This window comes from Variovorax sp. PAMC 28711 (assembly GCF_001577265.1).
In the GTDB taxonomy this organism is placed as follows: domain Bacteria; phylum Pseudomonadota; class Gammaproteobacteria; order Burkholderiales; family Burkholderiaceae_C; genus Variovorax.
Genome location: NZ_CP014517.1, coordinates 133,000 through 149,692, shown reverse-complemented (window position 1 = coordinate 149,692; position 16,693 = coordinate 133,000). Strand labels below are relative to the sequence as shown.

Annotated in this window: 12 protein-coding genes and 1 pseudogene; 9 read left to right on the top strand and 4 right to left on the bottom strand. The window is 65.4% G+C overall.

Translation table 11 applies throughout. From position 1 onward, the window contains the following. Positions 1-2 precede the first annotated feature (2 nt). A complete protein-coding gene (locus AX767_RS00840; protein WP_068627929.1) occupies positions 3-1,619 on the bottom strand; it encodes a 4-hydroxyphenylacetate 3-hydroxylase family protein in 1,617 nt (538 codons plus the stop codon). A 131-nt stretch (positions 1,620-1,750) separates the two neighbouring features. On the opposite strand from AX767_RS00840, the gene AX767_RS00835 reads away from it, so the two are divergent. Next, positions 1,751-2,359 (top strand): isochorismatase family protein, encoded by a 609-nt coding sequence (locus AX767_RS00835; RefSeq protein ID WP_068627928.1) that lies wholly within the window; start codon positions 1,751-1,753, stop codon positions 2,357-2,359. Positions 2,360-2,388: 29 nt separating this feature from the next. Further along, positions 2,389-4,299 (top strand): propionate--CoA ligase, encoded by a 1,911-nt coding sequence (locus tag AX767_RS00830; protein ID WP_068627927.1) that lies wholly within the window; start codon positions 2,389-2,391, stop codon positions 4,297-4,299. Positions 4,300-4,314: 15 nt separating this feature from the next. On the opposite strand, the gene AX767_RS00825 is transcribed toward AX767_RS00830, so the two are convergent. Then, entirely contained in the window at positions 4,315-5,091 is a 777-nt protein-coding gene (locus AX767_RS00825; RefSeq protein ID WP_068627926.1) for a hypothetical protein, read from the bottom strand. A 290-nt stretch (positions 5,092-5,381) separates the two neighbouring features. On the opposite strand from AX767_RS00825, the gene AX767_RS00820 reads away from it, so the two are divergent. Genes AX767_RS00820 through AX767_RS00800 form a run of 5 tightly spaced genes read left to right on the top strand, consistent with a single transcriptional unit; the run spans position 5,382 to position 12,748 of the window. Beyond that, complete coding sequence (locus AX767_RS00820; RefSeq protein WP_237288515.1) at positions 5,382-8,258, top strand: 2-oxoglutarate dehydrogenase E1 component; 2,877 nt, start codon at positions 5,382-5,384, stop codon at positions 8,256-8,258. Between the two features lie 20 nt (positions 8,259-8,278). Further along, entirely contained in the window at positions 8,279-9,547 is a 1,269-nt protein-coding gene (odhB, locus tag AX767_RS00815) for a 2-oxoglutarate dehydrogenase complex dihydrolipoyllysine-residue succinyltransferase (RefSeq protein ID WP_068627925.1), read from the top strand. A 12-nt stretch (positions 9,548-9,559) separates the two neighbouring features. Continuing rightward, positions 9,560-11,002 (top strand): dihydrolipoyl dehydrogenase, encoded by a 1,443-nt coding sequence (gene lpdA, locus AX767_RS00810; protein WP_068627924.1) that lies wholly within the window; start codon positions 9,560-9,562, stop codon positions 11,000-11,002. Positions 11,003-11,006: 4 nt separating this feature from the next. Continuing rightward, the gene (gene zapE / locus AX767_RS00805) at positions 11,007-12,104 is read left to right on the top strand and encodes a cell division protein ZapE (protein ID WP_068627923.1); all 1,098 of its coding nucleotides are present in this window, start codon (positions 11,007-11,009) and stop codon (positions 12,102-12,104) included. 26 nt (positions 12,105-12,130) lie between these two features. Further along, positions 12,131-12,748: a hypothetical protein gene (locus tag AX767_RS00800; protein WP_237288616.1), complete on the top strand. Its 618-nt coding sequence runs from the start codon at positions 12,131-12,133 to the stop codon at positions 12,746-12,748. A 27-nt stretch (positions 12,749-12,775) separates the two neighbouring features. Here AX767_RS00800 and AX767_RS00795 read toward each other — a convergent pair whose 3' ends face one another. Then, entirely contained in the window at positions 12,776-13,552 is a 777-nt protein-coding gene (locus AX767_RS00795; protein ID WP_068627921.1) for a PP2C family protein-serine/threonine phosphatase, read from the bottom strand. A gap of 99 nt (positions 13,553-13,651) precedes the next feature. Between AX767_RS00795 and AX767_RS00790 the strand changes: the two genes are divergently transcribed. Then, positions 13,652-13,858 carry a DUF465 domain-containing protein gene (locus AX767_RS00790; RefSeq protein WP_068627920.1) on the top strand — a complete coding sequence of 69 codons (207 nt, stop codon included), beginning with the start codon at positions 13,652-13,654 and terminating at the stop codon, positions 13,856-13,858. Then, positions 13,858-15,860 (top strand): annotated as a pseudogene (locus tag AX767_RS00785) (ATP-dependent DNA helicase). Before AX767_RS00790 ends, AX767_RS00785 begins: the two are co-directional and overlap by 1 nt. A gap of 15 nt (positions 15,861-15,875) precedes the next feature. Here the strand turns inward: AX767_RS00785 and AX767_RS00780 are convergent. Then, positions 15,876-16,682 (bottom strand): outer membrane protein assembly factor BamD, encoded by an 807-nt coding sequence (locus AX767_RS00780; RefSeq protein WP_068627919.1) that lies wholly within the window; start codon positions 16,680-16,682, stop codon positions 15,876-15,878. Positions 16,683-16,693 lie beyond the last annotated feature (11 nt).

Below are 16,693 nucleotides of genomic sequence, written 5' to 3'. Positions count from 1 at the left end.
CCTCAAATCGCCGGACGTGCGGACACCGGTCCGCGCACCACGGGGAGATCGATCATCACGGGCTGACCCGGCGTCGTGCAGCCGGTGTCGCAACACTTGCCGGGTTGCCGGTTCTTCGTGATGGCGCGGTTCGGGTCGTGCCCCACGCCGCGGTCGAGCAGGCGCTCGACCAGTTCCACCTTCGAGCCAATGGGGTAGTTGCGGTGGATCTCCTGCTTCATGGCCGCGGGCGAGCCGCCGCCGTGCAGGCTGATCACGCTGTACCAGCCGCCTTGGTAACCGGCCGTCAGATCTTCGATGAAGCGCGCGGTTTCGATGCGCTGCGCGTAGGGCACATCGGGGCTGGCACGCAGCACTTCCGAAAGCCGCGCGGCGGTCTCGGGGTTGTGGTCTTCGTCGGGGCCGGGCAACGTCACGATGAGCCCGCCGCTCACGTAGTGCGCGATGCGGTGCATGTCGTAGATCTTGGTGGCGAGCAGCAGCTTGCCGATGTTGCTGAACACCGGGTCGGGCATGAAGACCTCGCAGTGCGCGTCCTGCTTGCCGTAAACGCTGGCCGCCACGCCACAGGCGAAAAAGCTTTCGGTGATGGTGATGAGCTCGACCATCTGCTCGCGCAAGTGCGTTTCCTTGCCCGGGTCGAAGCCGTTCGCTTCGCACATCAACGCGCCGGCGCCGATGAGCAGATCGCCGAAGCCCGCGCGCGCACCGATGCAGCTGTGTCGGTGGTGCGTGGCGTAGCTGTAGGTGAGGTGGCCGGTGTGCTCCCACTCGCCGGCATAGAACACGCTCTCCCACGGCACGAAGACGCGGTCGAACAGGCACACGCCGGTGCTCTGCCCGTATTTGCGGCTGAACAGCGCGTCGCCATGCTCCAGCTTTTCGCCGGGCCGGCCGGCCGGGCGGGCCACGATGGTGAGACCCGGCGCATCGAGCGGCACCGCGCAGCAGACCGCGAAATCGGCGTCTTCTCGGCCCATGTTGCGGCAGGGCATGACGAGCAGTTCGTGCACGTAGGGCGCACCCGTCACGATCGCCTTGGTGCCGGAGATCACGATGCCGCGTGCGTTGCGCTCGACCACGTGCAGGTAGCTGTCGACGTTCGACTGCTCGTGCGGCCGCTTGCTGCGGTAGCCCTTGGCATCCGTCATCGCGACGCCGAGCGTCAGGTCCTGGTCTTGTACGCGGTGCAGGTACTCGGTGAAGCGGGCGGTGTGCTCGGTGCTGCCGCGGGCGTCGTCGATGCGAGCCGACACCTGCGCGATCGCGTTGAGCGCGTCGTGCGTGAGGTAGCGCTGCGCGCAGCCGGTTTCCTGGCACACGAGGCGCACGGCTTCCAGCTTGTTCAGCAGGTCGCCCGAACTGGTGTTGATGTGCGAGAGGCGGTTCACCCGCTTGCCGCTGGTGTGCTGAATCGCGGTCATCAGCGGTTCGTACTGCGCCTTGAGTGCGTAGTCGTAGGTGAGGGCGATGGCGTTGATCCCGGGCTGCAAGGCCGATTCGTCGGCAACGCTCTCCACGCGACGACCGTCGACGAAGACCGTCGGCTTGTAGCGTCGCAGGGATTCTCGGTAGTCGTCGCCTGACATCAGCGCCGCGGCGTGTTGGGGTGAATTCATCGTGTCTCCATGGGCGTGGTCACCAATGCAATCAGTGGACCACCGTTCAATTCGCCGTTCAAGCGGCAACCTCATGGATTTTTTCGGTGGTACGGTTTAGCCTGATCCTCCCATCCGAAAGACCCGTTCCCATGCTGCTCGACGCCTCACTCTCCCAACTCGTGCTGGTCGATTACCAGGCGCGGCTGATGCCAGCGATCTTCGAAGCCGAGGCGACCGCGCTGAACGCCGTGCGGCTCGGCAAGTTCGCCCATTTGATGCAGGTGCCCGTGTTCGGCACCGAGCAGAACCCGTCCAAGCTCGGCGAAAACCTCCCCGAGATCCGCGCGCTGTGTCAGCGCACGCTGGCCAAGATGCATTTCAGCGGCGTGGAAGAAGGCCTCGGCGAATGGTTGCGACCTGAAGAGCCGCAGCAAGCGCCGCGCGGCAACGCCCGCAGCCTGCCGAAGCATCTGCAGAAGCCCGTTGCAGCCGCCGAAGAGCGCGGCACGATCGTGATCGCCGGTTGCGAGGCGCATGTGTGCCTGATGCAGACTGCGCTCGATTTGCTCGAAGACGAATTCGAGGTGTGGGTCGTGACCGATGCCTGCAGTTCCCGCACCGAGCGCAACCGCGACGCCGCGTTCGACCGCCTGGCCGGCGCCGGTGCGGAACTCGTGACCACCGAGATGGTCGGCTTCGAATGGCTGCGCACCGCAGAGCACCCGGTCTTCCGCGAGATGCAAGCGCTGATTCGCTGAGGTTCCCAAAAAACAGGAGTCAAAGACAGATGAGTCGCTACGAGGATTTCTACCGTCGTTCCATTTATTCGCCCGAAGCGTTTTGGTCCGAACAGGCGGAACTGATCGACTGGCAAACGCCGCCGAAACAGATCCTCGATGCGAGCAACGCGCCGTTTGCCAACTGGTTCGTCGGCGGCACCACCAACCTGTGCCACAACGCGGTTGACCGGCACCTGGCGACGCGTGGCGACCAGCCGGCGCTGATCTTCGTGTCGACCGAAACCGGCGTTGAGAAAACCTTCAGCTTCAAGGAGCTGCACACGCAAGTGCAGCGCACCGCCGCCAGCCTGATCGAACTCGGTGTCGGCAAGGGCGACCGTGTGCTTCTCTACATGCCGATGATCCCGGAGGCGGCGTTCGCGATGCTGGCCTGCGCGCGCATCGGCGCGATTCACTGCGTCGTGTTCGGTGGGTTCGCCAGCGGCTCGCTGGCCTCGCGCATTGAAGATGCCGAGCCGAAGGTGGTGGTCAGCGCCGATGCCGGTTCGCGCGGCGGGAAGATCGTTCCCTACAAGCCGCTGCTCGACGAGGCGATTCGCCTGTCGGCGTACAAGCCTGCTGCGGTGTTGCTCACCGATCGCGGCTTGGCGTCCATGAACCTTGTCGCGGGTCGCGACCATCTGGCGACCGAGCTGGCGCCGAAACTGACGAGTCACGACGTGCCGTGCACCTGGCTCGAATCGACCGAGATCAGCTACACGATCTACACCAGCGGCACCACCGGCAAGCCCAAGGGCGTGCAGCGCGACACCGGCGGCTACGCGGTCGCGCTGGCGGCCAGCATGAAGCACATCTTTGATGGCCGCGCCGGCGAAACCTACTTTTCGACCAGCGACATCGGCTGGGTCGTCGGCCACAGCTACATCGTCTACGGGCCGCTGATCGCCGGCATGGCGACGATCTTGTACGAGGGGCTCCCGACGCAAGGCATCGACCAGCGGCCCGACGGCGGCATCTGGTGGCAACTGGTCGAGAAGTACAAGGTGACGGTGATGTTCAGCGCGCCGACGGCCGTGCGGGTGCTCAAGAAGCAGGACCCGGCGCTCCTGAAGAAGTACGACCTCTCCAGCCTGCGTGCGTTGTTCCTGGCCGGTGAACCGCTGGACGAGCCGACGGCGCGCTGGATCAGCGAGGGCCTCGGCGTGCCGATCATCGACAACTACTGGCAGACCGAATCGGGCTGGCCGATCATCACCATCGCCAATGGCGTCGAGGCCAAGGCCAGCAAGTTCGGCAGTCCCGGCGTGCCGATGTACGGCTTTCGCGTCAAGATCCTGCACGAGTCGACCGGCGAGGAACTCACGGCCCCCAACGAAAAGGGCGTGATCGTCATCGAAGGCCCGACGCCGCCCGGTTTCATGCAGACGATCTGGAAAGACGACGCCCGCTTCGTCGACGCTTACTGGAAGACGGTGCCGGGCAAGACGGTCTACTCGACCTTCGACTGGGGCATTCGCGACGAGGACGGCTACTTCTACATCCTCGGGCGCACCGACGACGTGATCAACGTCGCGGGCCACCGGCTCGGCACGCGCGAAATCGAAGAGAGCATTTCGGGCCACGACAACGTGGCCGAAGTCGCGGTGGTCGGCGTGGCCGATCTGCTCAAGGGGCAGGTCGCGATGGCGTTCGTGGTGCCCCGAAGCGGCAGCGCCGCGACCGATCCGGAGGCCGCGCTGAAGCTCGAAGGCGAAATCATGAAGCGGGTGGCCGATCAGCTGGGCGCGCTGGCGCGTCCGGCCCGCGTGCGCTTCGTGACGGCCCTGCCCAAGACGCGCAGCGGCAAGCTGCTGCGGCGCGCCATCCAGGCGGTGTGCGAACAGCGCGATCCGGGTGATTTGACGACGATCGACGATCCGACGTCGCTGCAGCAGATCCAGCGACTGGTCGGCGCCTAGGGCGAGAGGCGGTTTTCAGCGTTCCGGTTGCGCCATGAACTGCCGCACCCGTCGCATGAAGGTGGCGCGCTGTTCCTGCATCGACGGCGGGAAGCGCGCGGCGAGCGTCGTGGCGTATTCGGTTGTGGTGCCGGTTTGGCGGGCGACGCGCGTCAGGTCGTCCAGCATGAAGTAGCTGGCCGCACCCATCGTGAGTCGCAACGCAGCTTCGACGCCGTCCGCCGAATCCTGTTGGGCCTGCCGCGCGAGCAACTGCTCGATGCGAGGCAGTACAAAGGCGAACCCGCACGCGAGACCGGCTGCGAGCGCCAGGGCGTAAAGCGCCATGAAGGCGCCATAGCTCATGGTCGGCGCGATGATCCGGGCCACCCCCATGAACGCGGCGTAGACCCAGGTCACCGTGCTGACCGAACCGAGCGTCACGCAGACGAGCGCAGCGCGGCGGAAGTCCTGAACCGGGCGCGTCAGCATCGGGAACGCGAGGTGGTGCAGGAGCAGCCCGTTGACCGTGAGGAGCGACACGACGCTCAGCTTGGCGAGGAGCTTGGGCCGACCGGCGAGGGCAGCGAGGTTGCTGCCGACATCGAGCAGGATCAGCGCACCGCCCGTCAACCACAGCGCACCCAATAACATGACCAGTGCGCGGCCGGTGGATTTGATCCGGGCGGCATCCACGTACTCGGCGCGCAGCAGAGAAAGGTCTTCCCGCGCAACGGTCGCGATCGCGAACGCGAAAGCCAAGGTATGGCAGAACACCAGTGCCTGGCTGGCCCCGATGACGAGCATGTTCATGTGTCGGCCTCCCTGACCGGTGACGTCCCGGCGTGCGCACGGCCCGAATGCTAGTACTTATTACCTCATGTCTGGCGCATCGCAGGCGGTCCGACGCAACTTCTGGCGCCAAAGCGGCATTAGTTTGAATCTCCATGCCCTGTGGGCAGCCGCTGGTGCGCGTGGCACAATGCCCGGGTACCTAGGCCCTTCCCCAGCCACAGTCGCATCCGCCAATCGGTCCAGCCGTGTCGCGGAAGGTTTCTTAAACCAGCTAGTGCTTCCTGCAGGGAAGTGAAGGTCAGCGGAATATGAGCGATTTTTCGACGCCCTCGGCGTACCAAGCCTATCAAGGCAACACCTATCTCTTCGGCGGCAACGCGCCCTATGTCGAGGAGATGTACGAAAACTACCTCTCGAACCCCGGCAGCGTGCCAGACAATTGGCGCTCGTATTTCGACGCGCTCCAGCATGTTCCCGCCGGTGACGGCACCAATGCCAAGGACGTCGCTCATCTGCCGGTCGTCAACGCGTTCGCCGAACGCGCCAAGCAGGGCACCACGCGTGTGGTGCAGGCCAGCGGCGCCGATTCCGAACTCGGCCGCAAGCGCACCGCCGTCCAGCAACTGATTGCCGCGTACCGCAATGTGGGCGCACGCTGGGCCGACCTCGATCCGCTCAAGCGCACCGAGCGACCGTCCATTCCCGAACTCGAGCCGTCGTTTTACGGCTTCGCGGACGCCGACCTCGAAACGGTGTTCAACACCAGCAACACCTTCTTCGGCCGCGAAACGATGTCGTTGCGCGACCTGCTCAACGCTCTGCGCGAAACGTACTGCGGCACCCTCGGCGCCGAGTACATGTACACGACCGACCAGAACCACAAGCGCTGGTGGCAGCAGAAGCTGGAGAGCGCGCGCACCAATCCGCAGCTCACGGCCGATCAGAAGAAGCACATCCTCAATCGCCTGACGGCCGCCGAAGGCCTCGAGCGCTTCCTGCACACCAAGTACGTCGGACAGAAACGCTTTTCGCTCGAGGGCGGCGAGAGCTTCATCGTCTCGATGGACGAACTGATCAACCAGGCCGGCGTCAAGGGCGTGCAGGAAATCGTGATCGGCATGGCCCACCGTGGGCGCCTGAACGTGCTCGTCAATTCGCTCGGCAAGATGCCGGCCGACCTGTTCGCCGAGTTCGACCACACCGCGCCGGAAGACTTGCCGAGCGGCGACGTCAAGTACCACCAGGGCTTCAGCTCGGACGTGACCACGCCCGGCGGCCCGGTCCATCTGAGCCTCGCGTTCAATCCGTCGCACCTCGAAATCGTGAACCCCGTCGTCGAAGGGTCGGTGCGCGCGCGCATGGACCGCCGCGGCGACCCGATGGGCAAGCAGGTGCTGCCAGTCATCGTGCACGGCGACGCGGCTTTCGCGGGCCAGGGCGTCGTGATGGAAACGCTGGCGCTGGCCGAGACCCGTGGCTATCACACGGGCGGCACGGTGCACATCGTGATCAACAACCAGATCGGTTTCACCACCAGCGACCCGCGCGACAGCCGCTCGACGCTGTATTGCTCGGACATCGTCAAGATGATCGAAGCGCCGGTGTTGCACGTGAACGGCGACGATCCGGAAGCGGTCGTGCTGGCCACGCAACTCGCGCTCGAATTCCGCATGGAGTTCCAGAAAGACGTCGTCGTCGACATCATCTGTTTCCGCAAGCTCGGCCACAACGAGCAGGACACGCCGTCGCTCACCCAGCCACTGATGTACAAGAAGATCGGCCAGCACCCCGGCACGCGCAAGCTCTATGCAGACAAGCTGTCGGCACAGGGCCTCGGCGCCACGCTCGGCGACGACATGGTCAAGGCCCAGCGCGCCGCGTTCGACGAGGGTCGCAACACGGTCGACCCGGTGCTCACGAACTTCAAGAGCAAGTTCGCGGTCGACTGGAGCCCCTACCTCAACAAGAAGTGGACCGACGCGGGCGACACGCGCCATCCCGACCGCCGAATGGAAGCGCCTGGCCGAGCGGATCACCACTGTGCCGTCCGGCTTCACCGTGCATCCGCTGGTGAAGAAGGTGCTGGACGACCGCGCCGCCATGGGTCGCGCGACATGAACATCGACTGGGGCATGGGCGAGCACATGGCTTTCGCTTCGCTGGTGGCGAGTGGCTATCCGATCCGCCTGTCGGGCGAAGACTCAGGCCGCGGCACCTTCACCCACCGCCACGCCGTGCTGCACGACCAGAACCGCGAGAAGTTCGACACCGGCACCTACACGCCGCTGCAGAACGTGGCCGAGAACCAGGCGCCGTTCGTCGTCATCGACTCGATCCTGTCGGAAGAAGCGGTGCTGGCGTTCGAATACGGCTACGCCTCGAACGACCCAAACACTTTCGTGATCTGGGAAGCCCAGTTCGGCGACTTCGTGAACGGCGCGCAGGTGGTGATCGACCAGTTCATCGCCTCGGGCGAAGTGAAGTGGGGCCGCGTCAACGGCATCACGCTGATGCTGCCGCACGGCTACGAAGGCCAGGGCCCGGAACACAGTTCGGCGCGCATCGAGCGCTTCATGCAGCTGTCGGCCGACACCAACATGCAGGTGGTCCAGCCCACCACGGCCAGCCAGATCTTCCACATCCTGCGTCGTCAGATGGTGCGCAACCTGCGCAAGCCGCTGATCATCATGACGCCGAAGTCGCTGCTGCGGAACAAGGACGCGACCTCGCCGCTGTCCGAGTTCACCAAGGGCAGCTTCCAGACCGTCATCCCTGACAGCAAGGACCTGAAGGCCGACAAGGTCAAGCGCGTGATCGCCTGTTCGGGCAAGGTCTACTATGACCTCGCCAAGAAGCGCGAAGAGCGTGGCAGCGACGACGTGGCCATCCTGCGCGTCGAGCAGCTCTACCCGTTCCCGCACAAGGCCTTCGGGACCGAGCTGAAGAAGTACCCCAACCTCGTCGATGTCGTGTGGGCGCAGGACGAGCCGCAAAACCAGGGCGCGTGGTTCTTCGTGCAGCACTACATCCACGAGAACATGTCCGAAGGCCAGAAGCTCGGCTACTCGGGCCGCGCGGCCTCGGCCTCGCCGGCCGCCGGCTATTCGCACCTGCATCAGGAACAACAAAAGGCGCTGGTCGACGGCGCGTTCGGCAAGCTCAAGGGCTTCGTGCTGACCAAGTAAACAGAACCGAAAAAATCAAAATGTCCATCGTAGAAGTCAAAGTTCCCCAGCTTTCCGAATCCGTGGCCGAGGCCACCATGCTGAACTGGAAGAAGAAGGTCGGCGATGCCATCGCCGTCGATGAAATCCTGATCGAGATCGAGACCGACAAGGTCGTGCTCGAAGTGCCGGCCCCCTCGGCCGGCGTGCTGACCGAGATCCTGCAGCCCGACGGCGCCACGGTGCTGGCCGAGCAGCTGATCGCCAAGATCGACACCGAAGGCAAGGCCGGCGCGTCGGCGCCCGCCGAGGCTGCTGCGCCTGCCGCCGCCGCGCCGGCACCCGCCGCTGCTGCAGCGACCGCCGCAACGGGCGGCTCGAAATCCGACGTCGCCATGCCCGCCGCAGCCAAGCTGCTGGCCGACAACAACCTGAAGACCGGCGACGTGGCCGGCTCGGGCAAGGACGGCCGCGTGACCAAGGGCGACGTGCTCGGCGCTGTCGCCGCAGGCACCACCGCCAAGGCGCCGCCACCCGCTGTCGCCGCACCGGCGGCCAAGCCGTTGCTGGCACAGGTCAGCTCGCCCACCGGCGCGCCGGACCTCGGCGACCGCCCGGAACAACGCGTGCCGATGAGCCGCCTGCGCGCCCGCATCGCCGAGCGCCTGCTGCAATCGCAATCGACCAACGCCATCCTCACGACCTTCAACGAAGTGAACATGGCCCCGGTCATGGACATGCGCAAGAAGTTCCAGGATGCGTTCACCAAGGAACATGGCGTGAAGATCGGCTTCATGAGCTTCTTCGTGAAGGCCGCGGTGCACGCGCTCAAGAAGTTCCCGGTGATCAACGCGTCGGTCGACGGCAACGACATCGTCTACCACGGCTACTTCGACATCGGCATCGCCGTCGGTTCGCCGCGCGGCCTGGTCGTGCCGATCCTGCGCAACGCCGACCAGATGAGCTTCGCAGAGATCGAAAAGAAGATCGCCGAATTCGGCAAGAAGGCGCAGGAAGGCAAGCTGGGCATCGAAGACATGACCGGCGGCACCTTCTCGATCTCGAACGGTGGCACCTTCGGCTCGATGCTGTCGACGCCGATCATCAACCCGCCGCAGTCTGCCATCCTCGGCGTGCATGCGACCAAGGACCGCGCGGTGGTCGAGAACGGCCAGATCGTCATCCGCCCGATGAACTACCTCGCCATGTCGTACGACCACCGCATCATCGACGGCCGCGAAGCCGTGCTGGGCCTGGTCGCCATGAAGGAAGCGCTCGAAGATCCGTCGCGCCTCCTCTTCGACATCTGAGGACGCACACAGATGGCTGATACCAAGCAATTCGACGTCGTCGTGATCGGTGGCGGTCCCGGCGGCTACATCGCGGCGATCCGCGCGGCGCAACTCGGCTTCAACGTCGCGTGCATCGACGAGTGGAAGAACAGCAAGGGCGGCCCGGCACCGGGCGGCACCTGCACCAACGTCGGCTGCATCCCGTCCAAGGCGCTCTTGCAATCGTCCGAGCACTACGAGCAGGCCGGTCACAGCTTCGCGGACCACGGCATCAACGTGTCGGGCCTCTCGCTCGACATCGGCAAGATGCTGGCTCGCAAGGACCAGGTCGTGAAGCAGAACAACGACGGCATCCTGTACCTGTTCAAGAAAAACAAGATCGCGTTCTTCCATGGCCGTGGCTCGTTCGTGAAGGCGAGCGACGCCGGCTACGAAATCAAGGTTGCGGGCGCGGCCGAAGAGACGATCGTCGGCAAGCAAATCGTGATCGCGACCGGCTCGAACGCGCGTGCGCTGCCGGGCACCCCGTTCGACGAGGAAAACATCCTCTCGAACGACGGCGCGCTGCGCATCGGCGCGGTGCCGAAGAAGCTCGCGCTGATCGGCGCCGGCGTGATCGGCCTCGAGATGGGTTCGGTGTGGCGGCGCCTCGGCGCGGAAGTCACGGTGCTCGAAGGCCTGCCGACGTTCCTCGGCGCGGTCGACGAGCAGATCGCCAAGGAAGCGAAGAAGGCGTTCGACAAGCAGGGCCTGAAGATCGAACTCGGCGTGAAGGTCGGCGAGATCAAGTCGGGTGCCAAGGGAAGCAAGGGCGTCAGCATCGCCTACACCAACGCCAAGGGCGAGGCCCTGACGCTGGAAGTAGACAAGCTCATCGTGTCGATCGGCCGCGTGGCCAACACGATCGGCCTGAACGCCGAAGCCGTCGGCCTGAAGCTCGACGAACGTGGCGCGATCACCGTGGACGACGATTGCAAGACGAACCTCGCGGGTGTCTGGGCGATCGGCGATGTGGTGCGCGGACCGATGCTCGCGCACAAGGCGGAAGAAGAGGGCGTTGCCGTGGCTGAGCGCATCGCTGGCCAACACGGGCATGTCAACTTCAACACCGTGCCGTGGGTCATCTACACGCACCCCGAAATCGCCTGGGTCGGCCAGACCGAGCAGCAGCTCAAGGCGTCGGGCCGTGCTTACAAGGCCGGAACCTTTCCGTTCCTTGCGAACGGCCGCGCGCGCGCGCTGGGCGACACGACCGGCATGGTCAAGTTCCTGGCCGATGCGACGACCGACGAGATCCTGGGGGTGCACATGGTCGGCCCGCAGGTCAGCGAGCTGATTTCCGAGGCTGTGGTGGCCATGGAGTTCAAGGCGAGCAGCGAAGACATCGCTCGCATCTGCCACGCACACCCGTCGCTGTCGGAAGCGACCAAGGAAGCTGCGCTGGCGGTCGACAAGCGCACGCTCAATTTTTGATCTCTTGAGCGTCAAACAAGCCTACGAAGCGGAGCTCGCCACGCGCGGCTTCCAGAGCGACCCGGCGCAATTGCGCGCCGTGGAAGCGCTGGATCGCTGCGCCAGCGAGTGGGCCGACTACAAGGCGCAGCGCTCCAGCGCGTTCAAGAAGCTGATCCATCGGCCGGAGATTCCGCGCGGCGTCTACCTGTATGGCGGCGTCGGGCGCGGCAAGAGTTTCCTGATGGACCTCTTCTTCAACGCGGTGCCGCTGCGGCGCAAGACGCGTCTGCACTTTCATGAATTCATGCGCGAAGTGCACCGCGAACTGGCGGAGCTTCAGGGCATCGTCAATCCGCTGGACGAACTCGGCAAGCGCATCGCCAAGCGCTACAAGCTCATCTGTTTCGACGAATTCCATGTGGCCGACATCACGGACGCGATGATCCTGCATCGGTTGCTGGCGGCCCTGTTCGAGAACGGCGTGGGCTTTGTGACCACGTCGAACTTCAAGCCCGACGACCTGTATCCCAACGGGCTGCACCGCGACCGCATCCTCCCGGCAATCGCACTGCTGAACGAGAAGCTCGAGGTGCTGAGCGTCGACAACGGCACCGACTACCGGCGCCGCACGCTCGAGCAGCTGCGCATGTACCTCACGCCGAACGGTGCCGCCGCGGACAAGGAAATGCGCGATGCGTTCGCAAAGCTGGCCGAGACCGCCGACGAGAACCCGGTGCTGCACATCGAGTCGCGCGAGATCCATGCGAGGCGCAAGGCCGGCGGCGTGGTCTGGTTCGATTTCAGGACCTTGTGTGGCGGTCCGCGCTCCCAGAACGACTACCTCGAAATCGCCACCCAGTTCCACACGGTGCTGCTGTCGGACGTGCCGCAGATGTCGGTGAGTCGGGCGTCGGAAGCACGTCGATTCACCTGGCTGGTCGACGTTTTCTACGACCGCCGGGTCAAGCTCATCATGTCGGCCGAGGTCGCACCGGAGGCGTTGTACACCGAGGGTCCGCTGGCGCACGAGTTTCCGCGGACCGTTTCCCGGCTCAACGAAATGCAGTCGGCCGAATTTCTGGCCCTGGAGCGCCGCCTCGTCGACACCCGTCTCACATGAAAAAGATCACTGTTTGCTTGTTGCTGGTGCTCGCTGCGCCATCCCTGTGGGCGCAGTCGCTGGCCGCCACCGGAAACGCCGATTTCGCGGTCGAGCGCGCGCGCCTGACGGCTGAGCGCGCCGCGGTCGACAAGGCGTTCACGGATGAGCGCGCCGTCTGCTTCAAGAAGTTTTCTGTGGAAGACTGCCTGGCAAAAAGCCGTCAGCAAAGGCGTACTGCACTGGACAACATCAAGCGCCAGGAAGCGCTGATCAACGATGCGGAGCGCAAGCGCCGCGGCGGTGCGGCGCTGGATCGCCTCGAAGAGAAGGACTCTGCGCAGCGCGCGCAAGAAGCCGCGACGCAACGCGACAAGGCGGCGAAGGCGCAGCAGGACCGCGAACAGCGCTCAACCGACCACACGGCCGGCCGCGCTGCGACGGCTGCGCAGGAAGGCGCCATGCAGCGCCAGTACGACGGCAAGCAGCGCGCCCATGCGGAGCAATTGGCCAAGGAAGCCAGCCGCCGCGCCGCAGCGCCGGCGGAGGTCCGGCGTCAGGAAGAGAAGTTGAAAAAGGCACAGGCACACCGCGCCGATGTCGAGAAGAAGAACGCCGAGCGTACCAAGCCGCGTTCGGCGCCCCTGCCGGCACCGCCGCCCTGACGCGATCGCGGGGCCGCCGGGCTGGTCTCAGGCCATCGGCGGCTTGGGCAAGCGTTCGAGCTTGAGCACGGCCAGCGAGATGTTGTCGCCGGTGCCGCGGGCCCGGCGGCGTGCCTCCGCCACCAGCAGTTCGGTCGCCTCACGGGGTGACTTCTCCGCCAGCACCATGCCCATCTCTTCCGGGGTGAAGTAGTGCCAAAGGCCGTCGCTGCACGCGAGCAGCGCATCGCCGCGCTGCATTTGCGGAATGAAATGGGTTTCGACAGGGGGCGGCGTTGCCGTCATGCCCAGGCAGCCCAGCAGGATGTTGCCTTGGGGATGAACGTTGGCCTCGGCTTCGGTGAGTTCGCCGCGGTCCACCAGCACCTGCACGTAAGAATGGTCGCGCGTGCGGCGCACCAGCCGGCCGCGATGAAAGTGATAGATGCGCGAGTCGCCGGCATGGATCCAGGCGCAATCACCTTGCGGATTCATCAGGAAGGCGGCGATCGTGCTGTGCGGCTCCTGTTCGCTCGACAACGCGGTGAGCTTGATGACTGTGTGCGCGTCGTCCAGCAACTGGCGCAACATGCCGACGGGTTCGTCGCGTCCGGGCGTGTAGCGGCTGAAGAGCTGCTGCGCAGTCATGATGACCTGGTCGGACGCCTTGCGCCCGCCACTGCGCCCACCCATGCCATCGGCCACCACGCCCAGCACGCAGCCGGGCTGCCGCGGATGCGCGATCACCAGAACCTGATCCTGCTGGTATGGACGGTCTCCCTTGTGGAGGCCGGTGGCTGCGGTAAGTCTGAAACCTCGGTTCATGCGTATGGATCGTGCTTTGCGGCGTGTTGCGGACGTATTATCAAGTGACACGCCCCAGGGCTGCCGGCCCTTTTGCACACCGGCGCCGCATTGCCTCCGTTGGACATCAATCTCAATTCCCTTTCCCGCCAGTTGATCGACCTTCGCATGGAGCACGCCGATCTCGACGCCACGATCGATCGCCTGGTCGAGTCGATGCCGCAGCAGGACGAACTGCTGCTGCGTCGTCTCAAGAAGCGGCGGCTCGCGCTGCGCGACAAGATCCAGCGCGTCGAGCGCGACGCCGACCCGCAAGAGCCCGCCTGATGGGTGCCTTGGAATCACAGGTGCGCGACGCCTTCGCGCAGGACGGCGTCTTGTCGCGCGCTGCCGAACAGTTTCGCGAACGTGCCGGCCAGACCGAGATGGCGCTCGCAGTGGCACGCACGGTGGCGCAGGGCGGGGTGTTGGTCGTCGAAGCCGGGACCGGCGTCGGCAAGACTTTTTCATACCTCGTGCCCGCGCTGCTGAGCGGCGAGCGCGTGTTGCTGTCGACCGCCACCAAGACGCTGCAAGACCAGTTGTTCGGCCGTGACCTGCCGCGACTGGTCGAGGCGCTCGGATTGCCGGTGCGCACCGCCCTGCTGAAAGGCCGCGCCAGCTACGTGTGTCTGCACCGGCTGGAATTGGCGCGGCACGATGCATCGTTGCCGGAACGCGGCACGGTGCGCACGCTGGCCAAGATAGAGCAGTGGTCGAAATCGACACGTACCGGCGATCTCGCCGAACTGCCGGGGCTCGACGAGCGCTCCCCGCTCATTCCCCTGGTCACCTCCACGCGCGACAACTGCCTGGGCCAGCAATGCCCGCAGTTCAAGCCGTGCCACGTCAACCTGGCGCGCCGCGAGGCGCTCGCGGCCGACGTGGTGGTCATCAATCACCACCTCTTTTTCGCGGACCTTGCCGTGCGCGAATCCGGCATGGCCGAACTGCTGCCGAGCGTTCGCGTCGTGGTGTTCGACGAGGCGCACCAGTTGAACGAAACCGGGGTCCAGTTTCTCGGCGCGCAACTCGGCACCGGCCAAGCGCTCGACTTTGCGCGCGACGTGCTCGCAGCCGGCCTGCAGCATGCGCGCGGGCTGGTCGACTGGCAGCAGATCGCGGCGCAGCTCGAACGCGGTGCGCGGGAGCTGCGCCTGTCGGTGGGCAAGCAGTGGCCTGGGACCAAACTGCGCTGGTCCGAGGCGTCGCCGGAAGGCATCCCGGCGCCGGCTTGGCAGGGCGCGCTCGATGGGCTCCAACAGGCTTTCGAGGACGCGGCCGATGGCCTGCACATGGTGAGCGAGATCGCGCCGGACTTCGTGCGTTTGCACGAGCGCGCCGTGCAGTTGGCCGAGCGTGCGGCCCGCTTCGCGACGCCGTGCGCGCCCGAGTCGGTGCGCTGGGTCGATGTGGGGACGCAGCTGCGGCTGGTCGAGTCGCCGCTGGACATTGCGGAAGCCGTGCGCACACGGGTGCTGAAACTCGACAAGACCGATCCCGAAGCGTCGGGGCGCGCCTGGGTTTTCACCTCGGCCACGCTGGGGGACGACCCCAAGCTGCGCTGGTTCACCGAACCGTGCGGGCTCGAGAGCGCAGAGGTACTGCGCGTGCAAAGTCCGTTCGACTACGCGCAGCAGGCGTCGCTGTACGTTCCCCGATCGTTTCCCAAGCCGGCCGATCCGACGCACAGCGCGCAGGTCGCTCGGCTGGCTGCGCGTGGCGCCGCGGCGCTCGGCGGCCGCACGCTGGTGCTCACCACCACGCTGCGTGCGTTGCGAACGATCGGTGACGAGATGCGCCAGATGTTCGAGCCGATCGACGCGGCCGTCCGGCCCGAAGTCCTGGTGCAGGGCGAGCTGCCCAAGCGCGTGCTGATGGAGCGCTTTCGAGAAGGCGCGAGCAATGGGCGCACAGGCTGCGTGCTGGTGGCGTCGGCGTCGTTCTGGAGGGTTTCGATGCACCGGGCGACGTGCTGCAGCTGGTCGTGATCGACAAGTTGCCGTTTCCGCCGCCCAACGATCCACTGGTCGAGGCGCGATCGCGACGACTCGAGTCGCAAGGGCGGAGCGCTTTCGGGGACTATTCGTTGCCCGAGGCGGCGGTGGCGCTCAAGCAGGGCGCGGGAAGGTTGATCCGCCGGGAAACGGACCGCGGCGTGCTGGTGATTTGCGACGCCCGGCTGGCCACGATGGGCTACGGCAAACGGCTGGTGGCTGCCTTGCCGCCCATGCGCTGGCTCGACAGCGCAGCCGATTTCGATGCCGCGTTGGCCGAACTCACGTTGTAAGCGCGGAAGGCCGGCTTACCAGACCTTCCACCATGGGTCGTCCTTGGTGCGGAAACCCTTGGCCAGGAATTCGGATTTCGGATAGTTGCTGGTCAGCACGCGCTGTGCGTCGTCGCGCAGTTGCGGCATGCCCAGCGCGTCGTACGACTTGACCATGATGTAGAGCGCCTCTTCAAGCGCCGGCACTTCGCGGTAGTCCGCCAGCGCGAGCTGTGCGCGGTTGATGGCAGCCAGATAGGCGCCCCGCTGGTAGTAATAGCGGGCCACATGAACTTCGTACTGCGCGAGCGAGTTCACGATGTAGTTCATGCGCTGGCGGGCATCGGGCGTGTAGCGCGAGGCAGGGAAGCGCGTCACCAGTTCCTTGAATGCCAGGAAGGATTCCTTGGCGGCCTTCTGGTCGCGTTCGGCCAGGTCCTGGCGCGTCAGCGACGCGAACATGCCGAGATCGTCGTTGAAGTTGACCACGCCCTTCAGGTACAGCGCGTAGTCGACGGCCGGGCTGGCGGGATGCAGCTTCATGAAGCGGTCGATGGTGGCGATCGCCGCCGGCTTGTCGCCCGCCTTGAACTGCGCATAGGCCTTGTCGAGTTGCGCCTGCTGGGCCAACGGCGTGCCGGCTGCACGGCCTTCAAGCTTTTCGTACAGCGGAACGGCCTTGTCGTACGCGCCGGAATCGGCTTCGTCCTTGGCTTCCGTGTAGATCTTGTTCGGACTCCAGTTGGCGGTCTTGTCTTCCTTGGTCGACGAGCAGCCAACCAGCAGGGCGCTGGCGCAAAGGACCGCCCAGACGGGGAGCACCGATAATTTGGAGCGAAACATCAGATACGGCT